This window comes from Acinetobacter sp. KH_038 (genome assembly GCF_057839405.1).
The window spans coordinates 1,240,794-1,264,096 of record NZ_CM174489.1 but is presented as its reverse complement, the minus strand read 5'-3'; the positions used below and the strand labels follow the sequence as shown (position 1 = coordinate 1,264,096).

Genomic DNA, 23,303 nt, shown 5'->3' with positions numbered 1-23,303 from the left:
TTTATAATTGCGAGCCAATAAAGAAATGCAGACGAATTGGATGATTGTCATCAGACAGTCCAGTCGCAACATCAATACGAATCGGTCCAATCGGTGAGGCCCAGCGTATCCCCACACCCGCACCATATTCGGTCGGGTTACTGAATTCTTTATTATAGGCATTTCCGGCATCTGCAAAAACCGCAGCACGCCAGCCATCCCTGAACTGATAATTATATTCTAAGGAGGCAACCCCTAGGGCTTGCCCACCCACTTTAAAGCCTTCAATCTCCGGAGAAAGACTCTTGTAGTCAAAACCGCGAATACTCTGGTCACCCCCTGTGAAATATCTCAGGTTGTAGGGTACTTTGGCAAAGTCTTCAGTAAAGATATAACCTGCGTCTGCACGTCCAACAAACTGATGATCTGCATTTTCACCCAATGAATAGATAAAACGCCAGCCTGCATTCACAATGGCCATATCGGCATCCGACAATAAAGCTTCACTACCCAGTTCAATTTTATAAATCTGCTTGAAACCCCTGGTCGGATTGACCCGGCGATCAGTATCGGTACGTGAAACCTCATAACCGACTAATAGCGACTGCTGTTCATCTTCGGTATTAAAGCGGAATGCTTCAGGAATCTGGTTAAAATCGACAGAACCATCCTGCTTCAAGCGATCCAGCCGGTAACGTGCTCCAAAAGTACGCTGCCAGTTACCCAGTGGATTTTTGATGATCCGGTCTGCACCCAATACCGCAGATTCAATTTGCAGCCCCTCACCCCGTGCCACGCCATCACGTTCTTCACGCTCATAACCGCCAACAATACTGACATAGTCATTCAGTGGATGGTTATAGGGAATATTATAACGGCCATCAATTGACTGCCGGATCCCGGAAAACTCGATGTTGGCATCAAAAGAATGCCCGCGTTTATTTACAATGGCACGGCGGTATTGACCACGTAACCGGATATCAGTATCTGTTCCATAACCCAGACCCAATTCAGCGGTGTTTAAACGGTCGGCATTTAAAGTCACAATCACTGGAACTTTCTTCTCTTCGCGTGCTTGTACTTTTAAACGCTCCTGCTCATTTTCTTTGCTCTGCTGTTCGACTCGCAGGGTTCTTAAATTTGGATTTTCCTGATCGCGACTACCGGCAAACTGGTCTTCATCGACGACATTTTGGGTAACTTCTTGATCAGATGGCGCTGCACGGGTAGGCTGTGTGGAGACCGTCTGTTCTTCTGAGCGTTGCTGTTCTTCTATCAGGCTTTGAATATCCGGTGCCAGTTCCAGCTCCCTGTCAATCGGATCCGGACGAACTGCATCCACCAGGGTATAGTTAAAATAGCGTGAGTTGGTCAGGTTATTGGCCAGACTATTGACCCTCCAGAACGTATAATCTGCGCCATCTTTCCAGGTCACCATACTTTCCAGTACGTCGCGATCGAGTGGAAATTCCTTTTCAGGGTCACTCATTCTAAACTCGACATTCCCCAGCTTGTAACGCTCGCCTGTCTCGAAACGCAGATTTACATCGGCAGTATTTTGTGGCTGTGCAATCCGGACATCATGCATGCGCCAGTAGGAATCAAAATAACCGTTGTTATTGGCTGCATTGTTGATTCGTTCTTTGGTCTTTTCATAATTGCCATGATGAAAAATATCGCCTTCTTCCTGTTCTGGCAAAAGACTAATCACCTGGAATTGTGGCTGTTCTGCACCCTCACCGCTAAATTCCAGATTTTGGCTGGTGATCAGCACAGGTTCATTTGGAGTGACAAAAACCCGCACCCGGCTGTCAGAAACTTTTTCAAACCTGAACTGGGCATTGTAATATCCGACTGCCTGCGCGGCCTGTCTGGATAAAGTTCGCAATTGAGGCAAGGCTGAATTGAAGTCGCCAAAAGACTCCTGGGTAAAACTGGAGAGTTTGGCTTTGACATTATTTCTTAAATTCAGATAGCCTTCGGGTGCATCACTGCGATTCAGCATCCCGTTAGTTTGCGCGACACCTTCTCCGTTTATCAGCACCACGTCGGCACTAATTCTCGGGACTCTCGCAGTCATGATCTGACGTGGCGGACGGATTTTATAAAACAGTCTTTTGAAAATATTCGGACGTTTTTCATCTTCAGCAACAAGCTGGCCCGGGATTTCCGACAAAGTCATGCCAGCTTCATTATTTTGCACAATAATCTGGCTGTCTGCCTGAATCGACTGCATCAGCTGATCGACATTTACCGGTGCCTGATTAATTTCAAGCAGTTCCTGCTGGCTAATATCTGCCACTACTGTTTCAGTGGTCTGGCTATTGCGATAATTTTGCGCTTCCTGCTTGGCTTGCTCGGCCTCACGGTAAATTTCATTGGCCATGTTCTGATCAATAGCCTGGATCGGCAACTCTTCCAGATCTTCGAACTGGATCGGAGTGAATACGTCTAGACCAGATCCCGAATTCTGCTGCTGTTCCAGCATGAGCATGCTATCGACAGGGACGTCCGGCTGTATCGCTTCTTCTATTTTTTCGCTGGCTTCATTTTCCGATGTGACCAGTCCCTGACGCATCGCTTCTTTGGACAGTTCATCCACCATTTCTGCCTGGGAAATGGCCACAGGTGTTTCAGTCTGTTCGGTCTGCGCCATGCTCTGATGGGATAACATCATAAAAAAAATGCTCATACATAGCTGTGCCCCACTATGACGTGGTATGAGCGACCCCATACTGCGATGAAGCATCGTTTTTTTAAATTTTTTCTTTGCAGGCATAGCAAACTCTAAACGAATACATTCTTTAATTGATTATTTGACCGAAAAATATAAGCTAAAGAACTTAATTAATTGGTTTTTACCTTTACATGGCTGAAAGTATCTTACATGATTTTTCTCAATGTTTATGCATAACTGACATTTCTTAATAAAACTTAATGTAGCACGCTCTATATGGACAAAAATGAACATTTGTTAGCTTCTCGGCGCTTTTTACCGATGTTTCTGACGCAGTTTTTTGGTGCATTAAACGATAATGTATTTAAACAGGCATTGCTGCTGGTGATCACTTATGGCTGGATTCAGCAGCAGTCGGCCAGCATCAGTACCTTGAATAATCTGGCGGCTTTACTGTTTATCCTGCCCTATTTTATTTTTTCAGCTACGGCGGGACAGATTGCCGATAAATACGAACGTTCACAGCTGATCCGCTATTTAAAGATTCTGGAAATTGTCATCATGCTGTTGGGAACGATTGGTTTCCTGCTCGGCAATTTATGGATTCTGTTATTTGCCCTGTTCCTGATGGGAACCCAGTCCACGTTCTTCGGCCCGATTAAATATGCCATTCTGCCGGAAGTACTGAAACCGAATGAACTGATGTCTGGCAATGCCCTGTTTCAGTCAGGAACATCGTTGGCGATTTTGTTCGGTATGATTCTGGGGGGGGCAGTCATTGCAGCCTCATCCGGCAACCTGATCTGGATCAGTTTGACGGTGGTGATCATTGCCCTGATTGGTTATACATCGAGCCGTTATATTCTCAAACAAAGTATTCCGGCGCCGGAGCTGCAAGTGGACTGGAATTTTTTCCGGACCAGTTTACAAACGCTCAAATATGCCAAAGGCCTGCCTTTGGTCTTTACCATTTTATTGGGTAATTCATGGTACTGGTTTTATGGCGCTACCTATCTGACCCAAATTCCTCAGCTGACCTTGCAAAATCTGCATGCCTCGGAAAATGTCGCCAGTCTATTACTGACGTTCTTTTCTGTCGGAATCGGACTGGGGTCATATTTATGCAGGAAAATTGGTGGCAGCGAAGTCAATATTAAGATGGTGCCTTTTGGTGCGATTGGTCTGGTGGTCTTTGCCCTGTATCTGGCCGCAAGTCTGGCCTTTGTGCCAGAACGTAGCGGCGAGTTAATCGGTCTGGCCGAAGTGTTCCAGCAAGGCTGGAGTTATTATCATGTAATGCTGGCAGTCACCTTGCTCGGAATAAGTGGTGGTTTTTATATCGTTCCGCTGTATGCCATGATGCAGGCGCATTCGCCCCGCTCACATCGTGCGCGGGTGGTTGCAGCAAATAACATTCTGAATGCCGTTTTCATGGTATCTTCTGCTATATTTTCGATTATTATTTTGAGTGTTTTAGAGCTTGATCTTAAAATACTTTTTTGTATTACTGCAGTGTTGAGTGGCCTGTTTACCCTATGGCTGCTTTTCCGACTCAAACCCATGATCAAAACCGCGAAAGCACCCTTGGAGGATTAATTCATGCGTCAATATACAGGTGTCGATAAGCTGATTCATTCTTTTGACCAGGCATTACGCAGTCTCGTCCCGGGCACGACATCGGCACAACGTGAAAATCCAGCCCAACCGGTAGAAACGCAATTGACCGTGAGCGATGCCCGTCATGTGGCAGGCTTGATGCGGGTCAATCATAGTGGTGAAGTCTGTGCTCAAGCGCTCTATCATGGTCAGGCCATGACAGCAAAACTGCCAAATGTACGTCGTGAAATGGAACAGGCAGCGATTGAAGAGCAGGATCATCTGGCCTGGTGTGAAGACCGTTTAAAAGAACTGGATAGCCATACCAGTCTGCTTAATCCGGTCTGGTACGGCCTGTCTTTTGGGATGGGTGCACTTGCCGGAATCGCCGGTGACAAATACAGTCTTGGTTTTGTCGCAGAAACAGAACGTCAGGTGAGCATGCATTTGCAGCATCATATTAGCCAGTTGCCCGCGCAAGATGAACGTTCCCGTCGAATTCTGGAACAGATGAATGAAGATGAGCTGCATCACCGCGATACGGCTTTAAACGCAGGTGGTGTAGATCTGCCTGCTCCGGTGAAAATGACCATGACTGCCATTTCCAAACTCATGACCAAGACCAGTTATTTTATTTAAATAAGAGCTGTCCAGTTTTAGCCCGCTTATTGCGGGCTTTTTCATATCTCTCGCATTTCAAGCTTGATTTATCAGCTAAAGACAAATCAGCATGCCGTACCTGTCATCCAGCTAAAATATCAGAAAACCCTCACCATTTTATATCAATACTTTTTGCTCATTTCCGAAAGCAAATCCAGCTGGATTTCCTGTATCTGTGCCAGCCGCTCCCATTGATGCATCAGCAAATGATCGAGCTTTTCATGTAAATGCTGGATTTCCAGTTCGGCTTTTAAATTGATCTGATAATCATTTTGCGAACGTAAGCGGTCTTTTGCCTCCTGTCTATTCTGACTCATCATAATGACCGGGGCCTGAATCGCCGCGATACAGGACAGAATTAAATTCAACAAGATAAAGGGATAAGGATCTGCCGGCTGCTTTACCAGAACCACAGTATTTACTGTAATCCAAATAAACAGGAAAATTGCAAAGCACACCAGAAATGTCCAGCTCCCGCCAAAAGTTGCAATTTTATCGGCCAGCCTTTCCCCCAAAGTCCACTTTTGCTCCAATGCCGTTTCTACATTTTTGGTAATCAGTTCATGCTGATGCATACTATTAATGACTTCAAACTCAAGATCGGTCACTTCACCCTTTTCCGATCTTAATAATGAATGAACATACTGCATGCGGTAGCGGGTCAAATCTGCCTGGCAAATATAATTTTGCGCTGACCAGTCTGGAATATCCTTAGCAATCTCTTCGGTGATGACCTTCCTTACCGTTCCCATCGGTGTGAGATTTTTAAGCAGATAATTCTTGCCACACACCAAACACTTATACATCTCATTTTTTTCTTTCATGATGGTTCTCTTCTTTAATGCTTGCTCAGCCCTTATTTTTATCTGCGTTATCTATTTGCGTCATTTTTATAATATGAGTATCTGCTAAAACCTAGAATCTTGGTGCATCTTTCCCGATCAAGAAATCAGATCGGTTTTACCCTTAAGTGAATAATTGGACTCAAAATTTATTATCTTATTCTCCAATATAATTTTCGCAATTATTCAATCATGATATAAATAGATGACTTAAATCTACTATAATGATTAAGATAATAAAAAAGAGGCTTTCTTGTGCGCCACTCATATCATTTTGAAAAACATTATATTGAACGAGCGGGCTGGTTGCGTGCAGCTGTGCTGGGAGCAAATGACGGGATTATTTCAGTGACCAGTCTGGTGGTCGGAATAGCGGCCAGTGGAGCCTCGACGCAAATTTTACTGGTGACCTGTGTTGCCGGCTTAATCTCTGGCGCCGCATCAATGGCAGCGGGTGAATACATTTCGGTTAAATCCCAGCAAGACATTGAAACCAATGATCTACTCATGGAAGAACGTGAACTGCAACGCCATCCTGTTCATGAATTAAACGAGCTCAAGACGATTTATATACAGCGTGGCCTGGAACCGGCTCTGGCGCAGCAGGTCGCCGAGCAATTGACCGAGCATAATGCCCTGGATGCTCATGCCCGGGATGAAATTGGTATCTCGGATCATACCTCGGCCCGACCTTTTCTTGCTGCATTTTCTTCGGCTCTGGCATTTACGGTAGGCTCATTATTTCCTTTAATTTCCATTATGATTTTACCGGAACAATATTTGAGTAACGGTGTCATGCTGATTGGTGTTTTAAGTCTGGGAATGATGGGAGCACTGGCCAGCTATGCAGGCGGTGTCAGTATCTGGAGAGGTGCGGTTCGGGTCATGCTCTGGGGAATTATTGCCATGCTATTTAGTGCCTGGATTGGCTCATTATTTAATGTTGCAGTCGCTTAATTGTTCTGCATTCTTTAAAAAAGTATCAATATATTCAGCAATGAACAGATCTCTTTCATAAAGCAAAAAATAATCGTTATATTCATATTTAAATGGGTATTGAACGTTCCTTCTCCCCCAGGGATGAGAAGTATTGCTTCGCAAGAGAATAAGGGATTTCTGAGAAAAACCTCTCCCTTGCGCAGCAGTGCTGTGTAGTAATTCAAAAACGATTTATGCAAGAACCCAAATAGATTAGATTTTTTGATTTGGCTTCTTTCAACCAACAGATAAGGATCACAAAACTTGAGTTTAATTTAATAGGCCTACTATTCTAATCTAAGCGCTTAAAACTAAAATATATGCCTGAGAGGTATAATGATGGAAACTGTAATCACTCTTGCGATTTTGGCAATCCTTGCCGTCTTGCTGATCATTTTTTATAACAAGAAAAAGTGAAATGCTGGATTTTTATTATGTTGAGTTTTTAGCGAACTTGAAACGGAATCTATAATAGCCTGTACATCTCATTTTAATGACCCGCAGGGAAACCATGAAATCCCCACTGGATAACATAAAGAATCACAAAAATTAAAATAACCGAAACCAGGATTTGTAATATTTTCATGTTTAAATTTTTTCTAGTACCTATCCGATCTTAACGGATTTGTATTCATCTAAATATAAAAAACTGAGTCAGAAAAAAGCCTGATCTTGTTTGATCAGGCTGGTTGACCATCAGTACGACATAAATTGCATCGGCAAAAAAATCATGTGATTTGGTTTAAGTGAACTGTTCGACTGTGGGGAAGCTATGTGATCCGTGCTCGAACATTGCATCATTCCAGATATCATACATGGGAACTTTTACATCCAGAGCCAAGGGCAATTTTTTTTCATTAAACTGCATATGCTTGAGATCATTTCCCCAGGCAATCAGATCCACATCCAGAGTAATCTGATGCGATGGACGTACCCGCCCTGATGCCTGTTCCAGCTGTTTAAGCAAATCAATTATCTCTGTACTGGACATCGAACTGCGTAATAAACATGCTGCATTCCAGTAATCGGCACCGATGCTGTCGCGGCACGGAATCATATAAATAGGAGAAAACTGAACTTTTCCCCAGGCGGAAATACGTTGCTGTGCAGCTTGAAAATGTTGCTGAGGATGACAATTACTCGCTAATGCTAGGGCGAAAATCGTTTCGGTGGCGTTCAAGACGTATCCCTACAGAATTGGCTTGCGCGATAATGGCAGGCTTACGGATCGTAATATTAATCGATTCAATTGCTGTAAAGGTAGTAAAAAGTGCATTCAACACCAACTTTGCTGCATGTTCAATCAATTCAGGCTTGGCCTCTTGAATGACTTGAGTTGAAATCTCACAAATTTCCGCATAATTCAGCGTATCTGTAAGCGCATCTGAGTTTGATGCCTGCTCCAAATCGGTTTGAATGGTCAAATCCAGCATCAAGGGCTGAATAATTTGACGCTCCCAGTTAAAGCAGCCCACGACTGTCTCAACCTTTAAACCTTCAATAATAATCGCGTCCATATTTTGCTCTGGGATTTAAAATTGCTTCAATAATCTCCCTAAATCCCTCTTTTAAAAGAGGGACTTTTCACATCTCAACGTATTTCTATGAGCATGTCGCTCCTCCCTTTTTTAAAGGGAGGTTGGGAGGGATTTTTATCTAAGTTAATGCTTTAACAGCAGATTCGGATCCATGCTTTGCACCATTTGCAAACGCTGGTCGGCATAAATATCGGTATACGGCGCAAGAATTCGCATAAAACGGTCGAAATACAGCATTTGCTTGAACAGCAAGGCAAAGTCGCGCGGGAAACGGATACCGTGACGCTCACCCACCGCCACCATATCCATCATGATATCGTTCAGGTCGGCAGGATTTGAAGTTAACAGTTGTTGAGGATCGGCCATCAATACACCGCTAAACAAACGCTCCAGATCCGCTGCCAGAACTTTGGTATCAATCTCTACTGCGGTCATGCCCATTTTCAGCATGTTTTCTGCCATCAGCTCATAATTGGTATGTTGCAATGAGTCCATAAATGCCATGCATGCGGTCCATACTTCCGGTTTAAGCTGACCGACAATCCCGAAGTCAATAAAACCAATACGACCATCTTCGAGTAGCATCAGGTTGCCTGCGTGCAGGTCGGCATGGAAGCTGTTACACATCATCAGGCTGCCAAACCAGGTATTCATTGCAGTAATGAGTACCTGAGATGGATCTTTAGATACTTTCTTGACCACTTCAAAATCGGTCAAGGGCACACCATACAAGCGCTGCATGGTCAGTACACGACGGGTCGAATACTGATGATAAACCTTCGGTGCCGTGGCTGCTTTATTATTGGTGATATTCAGGTAATTGACGAAATCATCCAGATTCTGCGCTTCTTCGATAAAATCGACTTCACGCACCATACGGGTTTTGATTTCATCGACAATATCGGCCAGTGAAGCGAATTTGACTTTGGGCACGGCTTTTTCCAGCACTTTGGTTGCCCAGTGCAGTACATTTAAATCGGTATATAGAATGGTTTCAACACCCGGTTTTTGTACTTTAATGACTACATCTTCACCCGACACCAGCTTGGCAGCATGCACCTGTGCAATAGATGCAGAGGCTAATGGCGTTTCATCAATCGAGGCAAAAATTTCATCCAGATTGCGTCCTTCAAATTCGGAAGCCAACACCTGCTGGATATAACTAAACGGCAAACGTGGGGTCTGATCCAGACAGCCCTGAAATTCTTCAACGTATTCACGTGGAAATAAAGATGGTGTACTGGCAATAAACTGCCCCAGCTTGATATAGGTCGAACCCAGGGATTCGAAAGTTTCACGCATAAGTTTGGCATTGCTCGGCTTTTCAGTGGCATATTTAATGCCTGCCTTTGCCGCAACGACTGCTGTTTCTCCCATGCGGGCAACTGAACGTATTCCATCTAACCAGATATTGTTTTTCATAATGTCTTAGGAAAAATTAATTACACGCAGTGTAGCAAAAAAAAATTAATTTGCAGGCTTATCTTGCCTGACAGATTGGGCAATCTGTATCTTTTTCGAAAGCGAGAATCCGCTGCTTAAAACTCATACCATCCCACAACAGCAGCTTTTGTCGAAGTGGCATCTGACCCAAACCCAGATATAACAAGGCATGATGTGCCTGCAAACTGGCCATTACATTGGGTGTTGTGGCCAATACACCGGAGTCAGCACAGCGCAGACTTTCATCGGTCTGGTTCTCGGATGGAAATAAGCAGGCATAACAGGCCGAATCTCCTTCCATCATAAACAGCTGACCTTGCAAGCCAATTGCAGAAGCACTGAGTAATGGCACATTTAGCTGTATACAGGTCTGATTGACCAGATAGCGTGTGGAAAATTGATCACATCCATCCAGTACCAGATCCTGATGTTCAATCATATGAACTGCATTTTCAGCGCTTAAGGCCTGATTGATATATTCAACCTGGACATTCGGATTAATTTGACCCAGTCGTTTCGCCAGAATTTCTGCCTTGTAAAAGCCCAGATCCTGCGGCGTAAATGCCAGTTGTCGCTGTAAATTACTCATCTCGATCGTATCCGGATCAATCAGGGTAATTTTTCCTACACCGGCACGTGCCAAAAGTTCTGCCAGCGCACAACCAATCCCGCCACAACCAACAATACAGATATTTGAAAATTTCAGTCGCTCCTGCGCTTCAATATCCCAACCATCCAAGAGAATCTGGCGGCTATACAAATGCAATTCAGCATCGGTGAGTTCAAATTCCGGGGATAACGCATCCATATTGAATGTAGACAAAATCTTTCCTTGTATCAAAAGTTTTAAGAAGCCATAACCACAAAAGCATCTTCACCAACATTTCAATCCGCTCATGAAGCTTTGGCAGCGTGATTTCAGCGTACATAAATCTATAATGGCTTGGCCAGACTGACGCCAAATAGCATAGCAGCTAAATGCCCGCTATCAAGCCATAGCCACTGTGCTATAGCAGGATTTTTTGAATGACTTCAATTCAGGAATTCCGGCATATAGTTTCTGGTTTAAAAAAGTGTCAGCTCAAGCACTGCTGCTCATTAAGCTCATGATAACCAGATACTATGGCCCTTTCTGGTGTCCACAAATAATGTCGATCGAGAATTTTCCCTGTAGCTAAAATCTGTTCTAGTTATGCGCTGTGTAAATATTGCGGTCGTGTTTAGCGCTTTTGTAGTCTCTGCCTGTATTTGAGTATGAAAATGTATGAGTTCAGTGAGAGCCAAAGTATCTGTGCCTAAATATGATTAATCTGAAAATACCAAGCGACCTTTTCAGCTTTCATAAAATCGTATGGAGAACATACATGACCGAACATAACAATACCCCGCATGACAATCGTGAAACCTTATGGGAATTAATCAAGGATGTGCGTTATACCATGATCAGCCATTTGACTGACACGCATGAAATACATTCCCAGCCAATGACCATGCTCAATTCTGAGCAGATGAATGAACGCCAAAACTTATATTTTATTCTGCGTAATACCAATGACCTGGTCAAAGCAGCAGAAAGCGGACGCGGTCAGATTGGTCTGTCTTTTGCAAAACCGTCAGATGGTATTTATGTTTCGATCAGTGCCCATGCCCAGATTAGTACCGATCGTATTCTGATTGAACAGCTGTGGAATCCGTGGGCAGAAAACTGGTTTGATGGCAAGGATGATCCGACTGTACGAGTCCTGATTGCCGAAGCGGTCAGCGCAGAATACTGGAATGTAACCGACAATAAAGTCACCCAGCTTTTTAAAGCCTTAAAAGGCGGCGTTACCGGTGAAGCGGGCGAACCGCATGCTGACCATCAAAAAGTGAATTTACAGGGCAATATCTGGTAAGTAACAACATTTAGCCTCTTAAAATCAAGAGGCTAAATTTTTGATATATTTCATTTAAAAATTAGATGTAATTTTACTGTAATGACATAAAATATTAGTTTAATTCACTTTGTTAGAAATATAATTTTAGGTAAATCAGCTCAATATCTGACTCAAATTTAACCCGAACAAGATGATTCTTCAAAAACCAAAGGCTGCATTCGCAGCCTTTTTATTACTCAATTATACGTTTCATTTTGAAAATTAACTGACCTGCTTCATCTCTTGGAGTTTGGCAATTTCCTGCTGTTTAAGTAAATTACGCTGAATCTTGCCACTAGATGTTTTAGGCAAAGATGTCAAAAACTCGATCTCTTTGGGATATGCATGTTTGGATAAACGGGAACGTACATAGCTTTGCAGTTTTAACATCAAATCCTCGGTCGCAGGATAAGCCGATTTAAGCACCACAAAGGCTTTCACAATTTCTGTTCGTTCCGGATCAGGTTTGCCCACCACGGCGGACTCAAGTACTTCTTCACATTCAAGCAAGGTACTTTCTACATCAAACGGCCCAACCCGATACCCCGAAGTTGTAATGACATCGTCCGCACGCCCGATGAAATCAATACCGCCATATTCATTCAGTTTCACAGTATCGCCCGTTAAATAATACTGCCCGACAAATGACTTGCGGTTGTGTCCGGCATAGCCTTCAAACCACATTAAAGGTGAAGCTGAACAGTCTATTGCCAAAGTTCCAATCCCACCTTTTTCGACTTCTTGATGTTCTTTGTTCAATACCGCAAAGCGATGACCAGGAATGGCAAAACCAGCTGAGCCGACTTTTTTATAATGCTCTAAAGCATGATGATTGGCGATCACCATACCCAGTTCAGTCTGTCCATACTGATCATAAATATTCACATTTAAATCATGATTGAACCACTGAATCACCTCAGGTGTAAGTGGCTCACCTGCACTGCTGACGACACGTAAATGTGAGCTAATGGCTGCATCAAATTTTTCTTTAAAGCCAAAGAACATGCGAAATGCAGTGGGTGAACCAGTCAGATTACTGACCTGATATTTTTGAATGATGTGTACAGCGTTATCGACACTAAATCCGCGCTCATCCATGATGATGCTATGCCCTAAACTGAGCGGCCCTGCAATGCCGTAATACAATCCATAGGCCCAACCCGGGTCTGCCAGATTCCAGAAAGAATCTTCATCTCGCAGATCTACAGCGTGCAGCATATAGCCTTTAAAGGCCAATAAAGCTTTTAAAGGTACAGGAACCGATTTTGCCAGACCTGTGGTGCCTGAAGTAAACATCATCAGAAAGATATCATTAAACTGGCCACTCACTGGCTCAAATTGTTCCGGTTGTTGTTGTAGCTCAGTCCAGAAATCGGCATCTGGATAGTGTTCTGTCACTGCCTGATGCACCGTCAGAATATTGGGAATATTCAAATCATGCAGTTTCAGGCGCTGCTCATCATCGGTGACAATCAATTGGGTATTGGCGGTACTGACACGATGCTCAATGGCTTTACTTTCAAAGGCGGTAAACAAAGGTTGATAAATGGCACCAATACGCCAGGTGGCCAATATGGTAATCAAGAGTGCTGGCGTTCTTGGCAGCAATCCGGCAATACAGTCACCTGCCTTTAAACCCAGCGAATGCATATAATTGGCCAGCTGTCCTGAAGCTGCTGCCAGTTGCTCAAAGCTCCACTGCTCTGCTTCACCATTTTTGCCTTCCCAGATCAGTGCAGTGCGGTTTTGCCCCAGATAGCGCCCACAACATTCGGTATAAGCATTGATGCTATCTGCATTTCCAGCCAGATGTTCCTGAACCATCTTTTCAAAATTAAAATCGGTATATGCCTGTTCTAGTGTCTTCATCACGACAACCTCTATCCTGTTATATTTTTTCAGGTCAACCTGCCTGAATCTCCATGTGTATTTATTGTTCCTGCCGATTCCATCAGCTAATTTCTTCACTTCTGCATTTATGCCCTATGGCTAGAACATGAATATTGTCATTTAGAGTTAAACCCTCTCATTTCCATATTGATCAAGGAAAATGAAGTACTCAATATCAATCAAAGTCTGTTATTTGAATCCAGAAAATATCAGCGCTGACACACTTCACGCGCAATCACCAGACGTTGAATATCTGATGCACCTTCATAAATCTGGCTGACACGTACATCGCGATAGATACGCTCTACCGGAAAATCAGAGACATAACCATAACCGCCATGAATCTGGATCGCATCGGAACAGACCCGCTCGGCAATGGTCGATGCAAACAGTTTCGCCATCGAGGCTTCTTTCAGACAGGGCAAGCCGGCATCTTTTAAAGTCGCAGCATGTAAGGTCAGCTGACGTGCAGCTTCAATTTGCGTGGCCATATCTGCCAATCTGAAAGCCACCGCCTGATGCTGCACAATCTCGATACCAAAGGCTTTACGGTCATTGGCATATTCCACCGCAGCATCCAGTGCAGCCCGGGCCATCCCTACTGACTGAGCGGCAATCCCGATCCGGCCAGATTCAAGATTCGACAAGGCTATTTTATAACCTTCGCCTTCCTGCCCCAGTAGGTTGGCAGCAGGAATTCGGCAGTTATCCAGAACAATAGTGGCGGTATCGGAACAATGCTGACCCATTTTTTCTTCTAGGCGTGACACGATATAACCCGGCGCATCGGTCGGCACCAGGAAACATGAAATGCCTTTTTTCCCTGCCGATTTATCCGTCACAGCGAAGACCAGTGCGATCTGTGCATATTTGCCTGTGGTAATAAACTGCTTGGTGCCATTTAATACCCATTCATCACCATCACGTTCGGCTTTACATTCCAGCGAACTGGCATCCGAACCGGCCTGAGGTTCGGTTAAACAGAAACAGCCCAGCCATTCACCGGTGGCCAGTTTGCGTAAATATTGCTGTTTTTGTGCTTCGGTGCCATAGCGCTGGGTAATGCCACAAGGCAAAGAGTTCTGCACACTGATAATGGTCGAAATTGCGCCATCACCTGCGGCAATTTCCTCCAGCGCCAAAACCAGTGAAACATAATCCAGACCTGCACCGCCCCATTCTTCTGTAACGGTCATACCCAGTGCGCCAAGCTCACCGAGCTCTTTGAGTTCCTGTGCTGGAAATTGGGCCGTCTTGTCGCGTAAGGCTGCGCTTGGTTTCAGTTTCTGCTGCGAATAGTTACGCATCATGTCCTGAATCATTCTTTGTTCATCATTTAAAATCATTGAACTTCCCTTTCTATATCTATTTTATTTACTTCAAGCTTTTTACTATTGAGATCGCTGGAACGTCAGTTAAGGCGGCATGGATGTCGCCTGCGAAACTGAGATACAGGGATGTATCTTCAGTTTCGCAAAGGATTTTTGTTTCTTTTGATCCTTCAAAAGAAAATGCATGCTTAAACAAAGTCATTTAAATTCAATGAGAAATTGGCAGCTGTGCAAATCATCATGTCCTATATAAATCGAAGACTTATTTAGGCTGCATACGAATCGCGCCATCCAGACGAATCACTTCACCATTCAAATAACTATTTTCAAAGATATGCCCCACCAGCTGGGCGAACTCTTGCGGCTTTGCCAGACGCGATGGAAATGGCACCATTTGTCCCAAAGCATCTTGCACATTTTGCGGCATGCCTTTTAGCATCGGTGTTTCCATAATGCCCGGTGCGATGGTCATGACACGAATCGCTTCCCGCGCCAGTTCACGCGCCAAAGGTAAAGTCATGGCGACCACTGCACCTTTGGAAGCAGCATAAGCGCTCTGACCAATTTGACCATCATAAGCAGCAACCGAAGCCGTATTTACAATCACACCGCGCTCTTCTTCACCAGATTGCAGCTGATATTTTGCCATTAACGCTGCTGCATGACGTAGCATATTAAATGTGCCATTCACGTTAATATTCAGCACTTTTTGAAACATTGCCAACTCATGGATACCGTTGCGCCCCAGCACTTTGGCAGAAGGTGCAATTCCGGCACAGTTAATCAAACCATTCAGTTGACCATACCTATTTTCGACATGGGCAAAGAACATTTCTACTGCCTGTTCATCGGTAACATCCAGTTGTACAAATTCAGACTGCTCACCGAGTTGCTGTTGTAATGCTGCGCCCTGTTCCTGATTCATATCGACCAGAATCACTTTGGCTCCTTGCTCAACCAGATGCACAGCTGTAGCAGCACCCAAACCCGATGCTCCGCCTGTTACCACAACAACTTTTCCCTGAATTTTCATATTTCTTCCCTAACTTTTTTCTATTTTAGATACGACTTAATATGCAGAGTAAACAGAGTTTTTATTCTGTACAATTTCCAAATATTGCATCTTGCCTGAGGTATTTGGACAATGAAAACAAGGATGTCACACTGAACATGCATAAGCCTGTACTGGAATATAGCAAAGGGACGATTTCAATTGATCTGGTCAAGGAAGCCTTGCTGGATGCCAAACGGCTGCAATTTGACATTGCTGCCATTTTGAAAAAAGCCAATATTCCAGCGGAAGTCCTAAATGCGCCCAAGGCACGCGTATCGGTCAGCCAGTTTGCCCAGTTATGGACCGTGCTTGCAGACAGCATGAATGATGAATTTTTTGGCATGGACAGTCATGCCATGCGCCGTGGCAGCTTTAAATTGCTATCAAAAATGGTCATGCAAGCCGACACCTTAGAAAAAGCACTACAACACATTTTGCAATTCCTTAATCTGGTTCTGGACGACCTGCAAAGCACGCTGATGGTTGAAGAAAACTATGCCTATATCGTGATTTATGACCTAAAACCAACCAAACGCATGTTTAGCTATGCGACTTATCTGATGCTGATTCATACCTTGATCTGCTGGTTAAGCGGACAACGGATTTTGCTGAATCAAATCCAATTGAAATGCCCGGCACCACCCGATGATTTTGATTATAAAGTCCGTTTTTGTGAACAGATTGAATATCAGGCCAGTGAAAACTATGTGCAGTTTGATGCCGATTATCTGCAACTGCCGATTAAGCAGGATGCGCAGTCCTGGTATCAGTTTATCCAGCAAACACCACACAATTTATTGGTGCGTTTTAAAAATCCTTATGCACTCAGTACCCAGATTCGCAGACAACTGCTACAAGTTGCACCTTCAGAATGGCTAGAGCTAAATGAACTTGCCTTAAAAATGAATATGTCTGAAGCGACCATGCAACGGCGTTTAAAAAGCGAAGGTGTCAGTTACCAGCAATTAAAAAACGAGATACGCCGCGATACTGCAATCGAGCTATTGACCCTGACTGAACAAAGTTTGCAAGAAATCAGTGATCAGCTCAACTTCCAAGAACCAAGTGCCTTTCATCGTGCATTTAAGAAATGGACAGGAGTCAGTCCAGGCGCCTATCGGCAAAATAGTATTCGATAATTTATATAAACTTAGACTTTAAAAATCTTACTTCAACATGATTACAATATAAGCCACTAGTTTTATTACAGTTATATATTTCAAGCCCTAAAACATATATTAGCAGGACTACACAGTCATCCAGAAAGCTTTGCAATCCACTCGAGAATAGATTATTTTTCACTCAATTTATAGCACTTTGCTATTGGCTATACTCCCAAATTCTCTCCTAAGTTGAAGGTATTTTCATGTTAAAGATGACTGATGTCCTTGAACAGAATCTTGTTCAAAACTTCACCAATGCTTTACTTCATTCAGCTGATCAAATCTCTGAACAACTTAATCAAGGTATTTTAAATGCCTCTGAATCAGCACTTAAAGATGTTGTCGTTCAGTTCTTTAACCGTGTTGATGCAACTGAAACTGCAGCAGCCCTAGAGATTCCGGCAGATCGTATTGTCGCCCTGCAACAAGGTATTGCGCTTAAAGATGAACAATATCTGGCAGATACCGTGAAAATTGTAGCACTTTGTCTGGCAATGGAAACAGGTAGCCTGGATCAAGTCGAAGTCTATGATGGTCTGCAAGACTATCCGGTCTAAATTGAGCCAACCCCAAAAAGCGATGCAGATGCATCGCTTTTTTTATGCTTATTCATTGCTCTTGGCGCAATTTATTTTTTATAGTTATGGCTTTGTTTTACATAAAGTTCAGCTTATTCAGTTTGATGCTAGATTTTAAAGAATTTCATATAAGTTCCCCGCAGCTAAAAAACTTATTAATTTATTTTTAATTTCAAATACTTAAAAACAATTTTTTAAATATTTTATTTTTTGATTTTCTTATCTGTTTTTCTCTTTTGTATCTTCACTCAACACCCGCTATTTATGTCGAAAAATTCATTATGATGACTTTGAGATAGACATGAAAAAAATATTGATCTCCACAAAATTGGCGGTATTGACAGTTTCTGCTTCCCTGATCAGTGGCATAACATTCGCCGCCATTCCGGCACAGCTAAAACTGGATTATGCCTACTATGCTCCGACCAGTCTGGTGCTAAAAGAGCAAAAACTTTTAGAAAAAGCCCTTCCAAAAACACAAATCAAATGGGTATTTAGCCAAGGCAGTAATCGTTCTCTGGAGTATTTAAACAGTGGCAGTGTCGATTTTGCCTCGACCGCAGGTTTGGCCGCAGTCCTCAGTCGTGCCAATGGCAGCCCGATTAAAACCGTCTATGTACAAAGCCAACCGGAATGGACTGCACTGGTCGTTGCAAAAGACTCGCCGATCAAATCGCTGAAAGACTTAAAAGGTAAAAAAATTGCCGCAACCAAAGGCACCGATCCATTCCTGTTCACCTTGCAAGCTCTGGATACTGTCGGCCTCAGTAAACGTGATGTTCAACTGGTTCATTTACAGCATCCAGATGGTAAAACCGCACTGGAACGTAAACAGGTCGATGCCTGGGCTGGCTTAGATCCACTAATGGCCTCTGCACAAGTTCAGTCAGGCGCCAAACTGCTATATCGCAATGTGGGTTTTAATTCTTATAGCGTTTTAAGCGTAAAGGAAAACTTTGTCAAACAAAGCCCGGAAGCGATTGAAGCGGTATTGAAAGCCTATGAGCAGGCACGCCAATGGGCCAAAGCCAATCCGGACAAACTGGCTGAACTTTTGGCACGTGAAGCAAAACTGCCATTAAACGTTGCCAAACTTCAGCTCAGCCGTACCAATCTGGATCAGAATATTCCTACCGCCAAACATATTAAGGCCTTACAAAAAGCCGGCACGATTCTGACCGAAGAAAATCTGGTGCGTAAAGGCACCAATGTCAATCAAGTAGTGTCTCAGCTGCTTGATGCCAAATATGCTCAAAAGGTTGTGAGCAAATAATGGCTCTAGCTAAAAGCATCCCGGAACAACTTGCGCAGAATCAATCACCTAGGTCGGTTTTTCTGTCGCGCTGTCTTTCGATCCTGAAAGGTCTGACCCTTCCTGTCATTTTAATCGCTCTATGTGAAGTACTGGTACGCAGCGGTGTGATTGAACCTTATCTGTTGCCTGCACCGAGTAGTCTGCTTCAGTCTTTGGCTGAACTGGCAGAAGGCGATTTATGGCAACATATCGGGCTAAGTAGCTGGCGGGTAGTATTGGGCTTTGTGATCGGGAGTGGTCTGGGACTAATCTTTGCCATTTTTGTGGGTCTGAATAAACAGGCAGAAGAATTTCTGGAACCTTCCTTCTCTGCAATTAAATCGATTCCAAGTTTGGCCTGGATTCCTCTTTTACTGCTTTGGTTGGGGATTGATGAAGCCTCAAAAATCACCTTGATCGCAATTGGTGCTTTCTTTCCGACCTATACCAATACCGTAGCGGCCATACAGGGCGTGGATCGTAAACTGATTGAAGTAGCACAAGTGTATCGTTTGAAATACTGGCAGCAGATCCAGCAAATTGTCTTGCCGGCTGCATCTCCGGGCATATTGACCGGTTTAAGGAATAGCTTAAGCCTGTCCTGGATGTTTATGATTGCTGCGGAACTGATTGCTGCAACCCAAGGTATCGGCTATTTACTAAGTGATGGCCGGGAGACATCCAGACCCGATATCGTGATCATTGCGATTATCTTATTAGCCATTTTAGGAAAAGTTAGCGATAAGCTCATGAAGATACTGGAAACTCGATTACTACGTTGGCGTGATGTGGTTAAAAGCAGATAAAGTGAAAGACAACTAAAAAGCGGCCATCAAGGCCGCTTTTTTAATATACAAATTTTATGCTGCAAATTAATGCGGCCACTGGCCCAAAGTCACCCGATCATTACCGCCATAATCTTTGACAGTACGAACCTGCTTATAGCCTGCCTGTTTAAACAAATGCTGTACGGCATCAGCCTGATCATAGCCATGTTCAAGCACCACCCACCCCTTGACGGTTAAGTGCTTTTTGGCCTGAATAATAATATCTTCCAAATCTGCCAGACCTTTTTTCTGTGCAACCAAGGCACGTTCCGGCTCGGTTGCCAGATGCTGCATATGCGCATCGTTCGCATCGATATACGGCGGATTTGAAGCAATCACATCAAAAAACTGACGGCCAAATGGCTTTAACCAGAAACCTAACAAGAACTCAACATTTTCAATATCATGCTGTTCTGCATTGTATTTCGCCACTTCCAGCGTAGGTGCATAAATATCCGAGGCAACCACTTTCCAGTCAGGACGTTCCGATGCAAGCGATAAGGCAATTGCGCCTGTACCTGTACCCAAGTCTGCCACACGCGCATCTTCAGGCAGATCCAACTTTAATACGGTTTCAACCAGCACTTCAGTATCCGGACGTGGCACCAAAGTATCTCTGGTGACTTTCAGGTCCAAAGTCCAGAATGGCTGTGAACCGGTGACATAAGCCAAAGGCTCACCGGCAGCAATCCGCGCCAGACCATCCTTATAAGCCTGTTCCTGCTCCGGGCTTAATTCCTGGTCTTTTTTCATCAGCAGATCGAATGAATCAATCTTGGTGATGTGTTCCAGCAACCAGGCATTTTCCTGACGTTCGTAACTCTCGGCTTCGCCGCGCAAAGCCAGGGCTTGTAAAATATTCATTATCCACCATTCTGCTGTGCAAGCATGGCCAGCTGATCGGCCTGATATTCGCGATGCAAGCTGTCCAGCAATTCGGTCAGATCACCTTCCATCACTGCATCCAGCTTATATAAGGTCAGGTTAATGCGGTGATCGGTCATACGGCCTTGTGGATAGTTATAGGTACGGATACGTTCTGAACGATCACCCGACCCGACCAGATCACGGCGCATTTCAGAAGTTGCCGCATCTGCCGCCGCCCGTTTGGCATTTTCCAGACGTGAAACGAGTAAAGCCATCGCTTTGGCTTTGTTTTTATGCTGCGAACGCTCATCCTGACACTCAACTACTGTGCCTGTCGGAATATGGGTAATACGTACCGCAGAGTCAGTTTTGTTAATGTGCTGACCGCCGGCACCTGAAGCACGATAAGTATCAATACGCAGATCCGAGGAATTGATTTCTACCGAAGTATCGACATCGACTTCAGGTAAGATCGCGACGGTACAGGCTGAGGTATGCACACGGCCTTGCGATTCGGTTGCCGGCACACGCTGGACGCGATGCGCGCCACTTTCAAACTTCAAGCGACCATATACACCTTCACCATTGATCAGGCAGATGACTTCTTTATAACCGCCATGCTCACCTTCATTTTCGGACAGGATTTCAATACGCCAGCCTTGGGTTTCGGCATATTTACTGTACATGCGATATAGATCGCCCGAGAAAATTGCCGCTTCATCGCCACCGGTTCCGGCACGAATTTCCAGATAAGCCGAATTGGCATCATTCGGATCTTTTGGAATCATCAGAATATTCAAGTCAGCTTCAAGCGATTCAATTAAAGCTTTATTCTCTTTAATTTCCTCCTGCGCCATTTCCTTAAAGTCCGGATCTGAAAGCATGGCCTGCGCTGTTTCAATATCTGCTTCAGCCTGTTTGTACTTGCTCCAGACACCCGTAATTTCTGTCAGGTCATTATGCTCACGCGATAACTGACGAAAACGTTTATTGTCTGAAATGACTTCGATATCAGCCAATAAGGCTGTGAGTTCTTCATGGCGGTCAGAGAGTTGGTCTAATCGTAAACGTAACGATTCTTTCATTTTTTAAAAAATCTCAAACATAGGCTGCGACTAAAAACCGATTTAGCACAGCGAAATCAAAAAATTGCGCCTAGTTTAACGACTCTGGCTTGTAATGAACATCATTATTGAGTAAGTCCGCAGCGCTATAATTCGCTCTCGGGTGCATTTGTTAACAAATATGCTTAAAAATACAGGAATTGCCTTTTTTATAATCAATCTTATGCTTATTTCTTGCAGATTTTACAATTCGTCAAATAAAGCAGTGAATTATGAAGATACATCTTCACATTATTCCGGGCATGATTTGTTACATTTCTCACATCGAAATAACGACAGTCCCGTAGATGGACACGGAGTGATGACATGAAACTCAATGCACTTTTAATGAGTACAGTTTTAGCTACTGGTTCAATGATGGCAGTAAATGCACATGCAGACAGCACAGCACGTGTTGCAGCAGCAAGTGCCTTAGGTAGTGTTGCAGGTACAGCACTCGGTAAGAATATGGGCGGCAATACTGGCGCGACCATCGGTGCGGCCTTAGGTGGTGCAGGTGGTGCAGCAGTCGCAAGTAGCAAAAAGAACCGTACTGAATCTGCAATCGGTGGTGCTTTGGGTGGCGGTGCAGGTTATACCGTAGGTAAAAACATGGGTGGTAGCAACGGTGGCTATATCGGTTCAGCATTGGGTGCTGCTGGTGGTGCGGCACTGGGTAACAAGATTGCCAAAGATAAAGCAGCAGAAAAACGCTCTAAACACTGGAAAAAACGTCACCGTTAATTTTCTGGGCTCACTTTAGACCAGACATCAGATTTAATATTAAAGGCACCTTCGGGTGCTTTTTTTATGACCTGTTTATAAGATTCAAATTCATGTAATACATAAATTTATTCACTCAAAATCATGAATAAATTAAGGAGATAAAAATCACAATTCGCCAACATTGCCTTCATGCTGTTTGACGCTTGCTAGATTAAATTGATCTTATCAACAAATACAGCTAGATATATAAAAGGTGTACTCATGAACTATAAATCTCTAATGATCGCTGTCGTAGCAACCTCAGCCATGGGTATGACAGCAGCCAATGCGGGTAATACAACCAATACCGCCTTAGCTTCAGCACTTGGTGGTGTTGTTGGTGCGGCAGTAGGTAATAAAATGGGCGGTACAACCGGTGCAACCATCGGTTCGGCAATTGGTGGTGGTGGTGGTGCAGCAGTTGCAGCAAACAAGCGTGACCGTAATGGTGCAATTATCGGTGGTGCCTTGGGTGGTGGTGCAGGTTATGCAGTCGGCCGGAACATGGCAGGTAGCAATGGTGGTTATATCGGTGCAGCACTGGGTTCGGCAGGTGGTTCAGCATTAGGTAAAAAAGTCAGCGAAGACCGCCGTTATGATGATCGTAATGAACGCCGTTATAACTCTTCTCGCAACTACCGTTATAACGATTATCGCTATAACAACCGTCGTCGTTAAGATTTCCCCTTTTTATTGTTTCCTCTTTGATAAGCATCTCCGGATGCTTATTTTTTTGCCTGTTATTTTAGTTTACACTTATATCGATTTTATTCGATATACAAATACAGTCTAAAGCCGTATG

Annotated in this window: 21 protein-coding genes; 10 read left to right on the top strand and 11 right to left on the bottom strand. The window is 43.9% G+C overall.

Annotated features, from left to right (window positions below; all coding sequences use genetic code 11):
* Window position 1: 1 nt before the first annotated feature.
* Window positions 2-2,758, bottom strand: a complete 2,757-nt coding sequence (locus tag AC3IT7_RS05930) for an autotransporter assembly complex protein TamA (RefSeq protein ID WP_489249727.1) — start codon at window positions 2,756-2,758, stop codon at window positions 2-4.
* 174 nt (window positions 2,759-2,932) lie between these two features.
* Between AC3IT7_RS05930 and AC3IT7_RS05925 the strand changes: the two genes are divergently transcribed.
* Complete coding sequence (locus AC3IT7_RS05925) at window positions 2,933-4,252, top strand: MFS transporter (RefSeq protein ID WP_489249726.1); 1,320 nt, start codon at window positions 2,933-2,935, stop codon at window positions 4,250-4,252.
* Window positions 4,253-4,255: 3 nt separating this feature from the next.
* Window positions 4,256-4,891, top strand: coding sequence for a 2-polyprenyl-3-methyl-6-methoxy-1,4-benzoquinone monooxygenase (gene coq7 / locus AC3IT7_RS05920; RefSeq protein ID WP_475654908.1), 636 nt, complete (start codon window positions 4,256-4,258; stop codon window positions 4,889-4,891).
* A gap of 143 nt (window positions 4,892-5,034) precedes the next feature.
* Here coq7 and AC3IT7_RS05915 read toward each other — a convergent pair whose 3' ends face one another.
* Window positions 5,035-5,736, bottom strand: coding sequence for a DUF1003 domain-containing protein (locus AC3IT7_RS05915; RefSeq protein ID WP_218209043.1), 702 nt, complete (start codon window positions 5,734-5,736; stop codon window positions 5,035-5,037).
* A gap of 273 nt (window positions 5,737-6,009) precedes the next feature.
* Between AC3IT7_RS05915 and AC3IT7_RS05910 the strand changes: the two genes are divergently transcribed.
* A complete protein-coding gene (locus AC3IT7_RS05910; RefSeq protein WP_218209044.1) occupies window positions 6,010-6,711 on the top strand; it encodes a VIT1/CCC1 transporter family protein in 702 nt (233 codons plus the stop codon).
* A gap of 763 nt (window positions 6,712-7,474) precedes the next feature.
* Here the strand turns inward: AC3IT7_RS05910 and AC3IT7_RS05905 are convergent.
* From AC3IT7_RS05905 to AC3IT7_RS05890, 4 genes are all read right to left on the bottom strand, one after another.
* Entirely contained in the window at window positions 7,475-7,912 is a 438-nt protein-coding gene (locus tag AC3IT7_RS05905) for a 2-amino-4-hydroxy-6-hydroxymethyldihydropteridine diphosphokinase (RefSeq protein ID WP_489249725.1), read from the bottom strand.
* The gene (gene folB / locus AC3IT7_RS05900; RefSeq protein ID WP_489249724.1) at window positions 7,869-8,249 is read right to left on the bottom strand and encodes a dihydroneopterin aldolase; all 381 of its coding nucleotides are present in this window, start codon (window positions 8,247-8,249) and stop codon (window positions 7,869-7,871) included. Before folB ends, AC3IT7_RS05905 begins: the two co-directional genes overlap by 44 nt.
* A 144-nt stretch (window positions 8,250-8,393) precedes the next feature.
* Window positions 8,394-9,692: an ABC1 kinase family protein gene (locus AC3IT7_RS05895; protein ID WP_218209046.1), complete on the bottom strand. Its 1,299-nt coding sequence runs from the start codon at window positions 9,690-9,692 to the stop codon at window positions 8,394-8,396.
* A gap of 58 nt (window positions 9,693-9,750) precedes the next feature.
* Complete coding sequence (locus AC3IT7_RS05890; RefSeq protein ID WP_489249980.1) at window positions 9,751-10,521, bottom strand: HesA/MoeB/ThiF family protein; 771 nt, start codon at window positions 10,519-10,521, stop codon at window positions 9,751-9,753.
* 556 nt (window positions 10,522-11,077) lie between these two features.
* On the opposite strand from AC3IT7_RS05890, the gene AC3IT7_RS05885 reads away from it, so the two are divergent.
* Entirely contained in the window at window positions 11,078-11,608 is a 531-nt protein-coding gene (locus AC3IT7_RS05885; RefSeq protein WP_218209048.1) for a pyridoxamine 5'-phosphate oxidase family protein, read from the top strand.
* 243 nt (window positions 11,609-11,851) lie between these two features.
* On the opposite strand, the gene AC3IT7_RS05880 is transcribed toward AC3IT7_RS05885, so the two are convergent.
* The 3 genes from AC3IT7_RS05880 to AC3IT7_RS05870 all read right to left on the bottom strand — a co-directional run bounded on the left by AC3IT7_RS05880 (window position 11,852) and on the right by AC3IT7_RS05870 (window position 15,883).
* Entirely contained in the window at window positions 11,852-13,498 is a 1,647-nt protein-coding gene (locus AC3IT7_RS05880) for an AMP-binding protein (protein ID WP_489249723.1), read from the bottom strand.
* A 230-nt stretch (window positions 13,499-13,728) separates the two neighbouring features.
* Entirely contained in the window at window positions 13,729-14,865 is a 1,137-nt protein-coding gene (locus AC3IT7_RS05875) for an acyl-CoA dehydrogenase family protein (RefSeq protein ID WP_489249722.1), read from the bottom strand.
* A gap of 247 nt (window positions 14,866-15,112) precedes the next feature.
* On the bottom strand, window positions 15,113-15,883 hold the full coding sequence (locus AC3IT7_RS05870; protein WP_489249721.1) for a 3-hydroxyacyl-CoA dehydrogenase: 771 nt from the start codon (window positions 15,881-15,883) through the stop codon (window positions 15,113-15,115).
* 137 nt (window positions 15,884-16,020) lie between these two features.
* Here AC3IT7_RS05870 and AC3IT7_RS05865 point away from each other — a divergent pair, with 137 nt between their 5' ends.
* The 4 genes from AC3IT7_RS05865 (at window position 16,021) to AC3IT7_RS05850 (ending at window position 19,745) form a co-directional block, all read left to right on the top strand.
* The gene (locus AC3IT7_RS05865) at window positions 16,021-17,043 is read left to right on the top strand and encodes an AraC family transcriptional regulator (RefSeq protein WP_489249720.1); all 1,023 of its coding nucleotides are present in this window, start codon (window positions 16,021-16,023) and stop codon (window positions 17,041-17,043) included.
* A 227-nt stretch (window positions 17,044-17,270) separates the two neighbouring features.
* On the top strand, window positions 17,271-17,624 hold the full coding sequence (locus AC3IT7_RS05860) for a hypothetical protein (RefSeq protein ID WP_489249719.1): 354 nt from the start codon (window positions 17,271-17,273) through the stop codon (window positions 17,622-17,624).
* 322 nt (window positions 17,625-17,946) lie between these two features.
* The gene (locus AC3IT7_RS05855; protein ID WP_489249718.1) at window positions 17,947-18,918 is read left to right on the top strand and encodes an aliphatic sulfonate ABC transporter substrate-binding protein; all 972 of its coding nucleotides are present in this window, start codon (window positions 17,947-17,949) and stop codon (window positions 18,916-18,918) included.
* Window positions 18,918-19,745 carry an ABC transporter permease gene (locus AC3IT7_RS05850; RefSeq protein ID WP_489249717.1) on the top strand — a complete coding sequence of 276 codons (828 nt, stop codon included), beginning with the start codon at window positions 18,918-18,920 and terminating at the stop codon, window positions 19,743-19,745. The genes AC3IT7_RS05855 and AC3IT7_RS05850 overlap by 1 nt, the downstream gene beginning before the upstream one ends.
* A 66-nt stretch (window positions 19,746-19,811) precedes the next feature.
* Here AC3IT7_RS05850 and prmC read toward each other — a convergent pair whose 3' ends face one another.
* Window positions 19,812-20,630, bottom strand: a complete 819-nt coding sequence (prmC, locus tag AC3IT7_RS05845) for a peptide chain release factor N(5)-glutamine methyltransferase (protein ID WP_489249716.1) — start codon at window positions 20,628-20,630, stop codon at window positions 19,812-19,814.
* A complete protein-coding gene (gene prfA, locus AC3IT7_RS05840) occupies window positions 20,630-21,718 on the bottom strand; it encodes a peptide chain release factor 1 (RefSeq protein ID WP_489249715.1) in 1,089 nt (362 codons plus the stop codon). The genes prmC and prfA overlap by 1 nt, the downstream gene beginning before the upstream one ends.
* Before the next feature lie 345 nt (window positions 21,719-22,063).
* On the opposite strand from prfA, the gene AC3IT7_RS05835 reads away from it, so the two are divergent.
* Window positions 22,064-22,480 carry a glycine zipper domain-containing protein gene (locus AC3IT7_RS05835; protein ID WP_489249714.1) on the top strand — a complete coding sequence of 139 codons (417 nt, stop codon included), beginning with the start codon at window positions 22,064-22,066 and terminating at the stop codon, window positions 22,478-22,480.
* 243 nt (window positions 22,481-22,723) lie between these two features.
* Window positions 22,724-23,179 carry a hypothetical protein gene (locus tag AC3IT7_RS05830; protein ID WP_489249713.1) on the top strand — a complete coding sequence of 152 codons (456 nt, stop codon included), beginning with the start codon at window positions 22,724-22,726 and terminating at the stop codon, window positions 23,177-23,179.
* The last annotated feature ends 124 nt before the right edge of the window (window positions 23,180-23,303 follow it).

Bases quoted from the DNA above. Each gene is read 5' to 3' on its own strand.
- AC3IT7_RS05930 (WP_489249727.1), bottom strand. From the start codon at position 2,758: ATGCCTGCAAAGAAAAAATTTAAAAAAACGATGCTTCATCGCAGTATG.
- AC3IT7_RS05925 (WP_489249726.1), top strand. From the start codon at position 2,933: ATGGACAAAAATGAACATTTGTTAGCTTCTCGGCGCTTTTTACCGATG.
- coq7 (WP_475654908.1), top strand. From the start codon at position 4,256: ATGCGTCAATATACAGGTGTCGATAAGCTGATTCATTCTTTTGACCAG.
- AC3IT7_RS05915 (WP_218209043.1), bottom strand. From the start codon at position 5,736: ATGAAAGAAAAAAATGAGATGTATAAGTGTTTGGTGTGTGGCAAGAAT.
- folB (WP_489249724.1), bottom strand. From the start codon at position 8,249: ATGGACGCGATTATTATTGAAGGTTTAAAGGTTGAGACAGTCGTGGGC.
- AC3IT7_RS05895 (WP_218209046.1), bottom strand. From the start codon at position 9,692: ATGAAAAACAATATCTGGTTAGATGGAATACGTTCAGTTGCCCGCATG.
- AC3IT7_RS05890 (WP_489249980.1), bottom strand. From the start codon at position 10,521: ATGGATGCGTTATCCCCGGAATTTGAACTCACCGATGCTGAATTGCAT.
- AC3IT7_RS05885 (WP_218209048.1), top strand. From the start codon at position 11,078: ATGACCGAACATAACAATACCCCGCATGACAATCGTGAAACCTTATGG.
- AC3IT7_RS05880 (WP_489249723.1), bottom strand. From the start codon at position 13,498: ATGAAGACACTAGAACAGGCATATACCGATTTTAATTTTGAAAAGATG.
- AC3IT7_RS05875 (WP_489249722.1), bottom strand. From the start codon at position 14,865: ATGATTTTAAATGATGAACAAAGAATGATTCAGGACATGATGCGTAAC.
- AC3IT7_RS05870 (WP_489249721.1), bottom strand. From the start codon at position 15,883: ATGAAAATTCAGGGAAAAGTTGTTGTGGTAACAGGCGGAGCATCGGGT.
- AC3IT7_RS05865 (WP_489249720.1), top strand. From the start codon at position 16,021: ATGCATAAGCCTGTACTGGAATATAGCAAAGGGACGATTTCAATTGAT.
- AC3IT7_RS05860 (WP_489249719.1), top strand. From the start codon at position 17,271: ATGTTAAAGATGACTGATGTCCTTGAACAGAATCTTGTTCAAAACTTC.
- AC3IT7_RS05855 (WP_489249718.1), top strand. From the start codon at position 17,947: ATGAAAAAAATATTGATCTCCACAAAATTGGCGGTATTGACAGTTTCT.
- AC3IT7_RS05850 (WP_489249717.1), top strand. From the start codon at position 18,918: ATGGCTCTAGCTAAAAGCATCCCGGAACAACTTGCGCAGAATCAATCA.
- prmC (WP_489249716.1), bottom strand. From the start codon at position 20,630: ATGAATATTTTACAAGCCCTGGCTTTGCGCGGCGAAGCCGAGAGTTAC.
- prfA (WP_489249715.1), bottom strand. From the start codon at position 21,718: ATGAAAGAATCGTTACGTTTACGATTAGACCAACTCTCTGACCGCCAT.
- AC3IT7_RS05835 (WP_489249714.1), top strand. From the start codon at position 22,064: ATGAAACTCAATGCACTTTTAATGAGTACAGTTTTAGCTACTGGTTCA.
- AC3IT7_RS05830 (WP_489249713.1), top strand. From the start codon at position 22,724: ATGAACTATAAATCTCTAATGATCGCTGTCGTAGCAACCTCAGCCATG.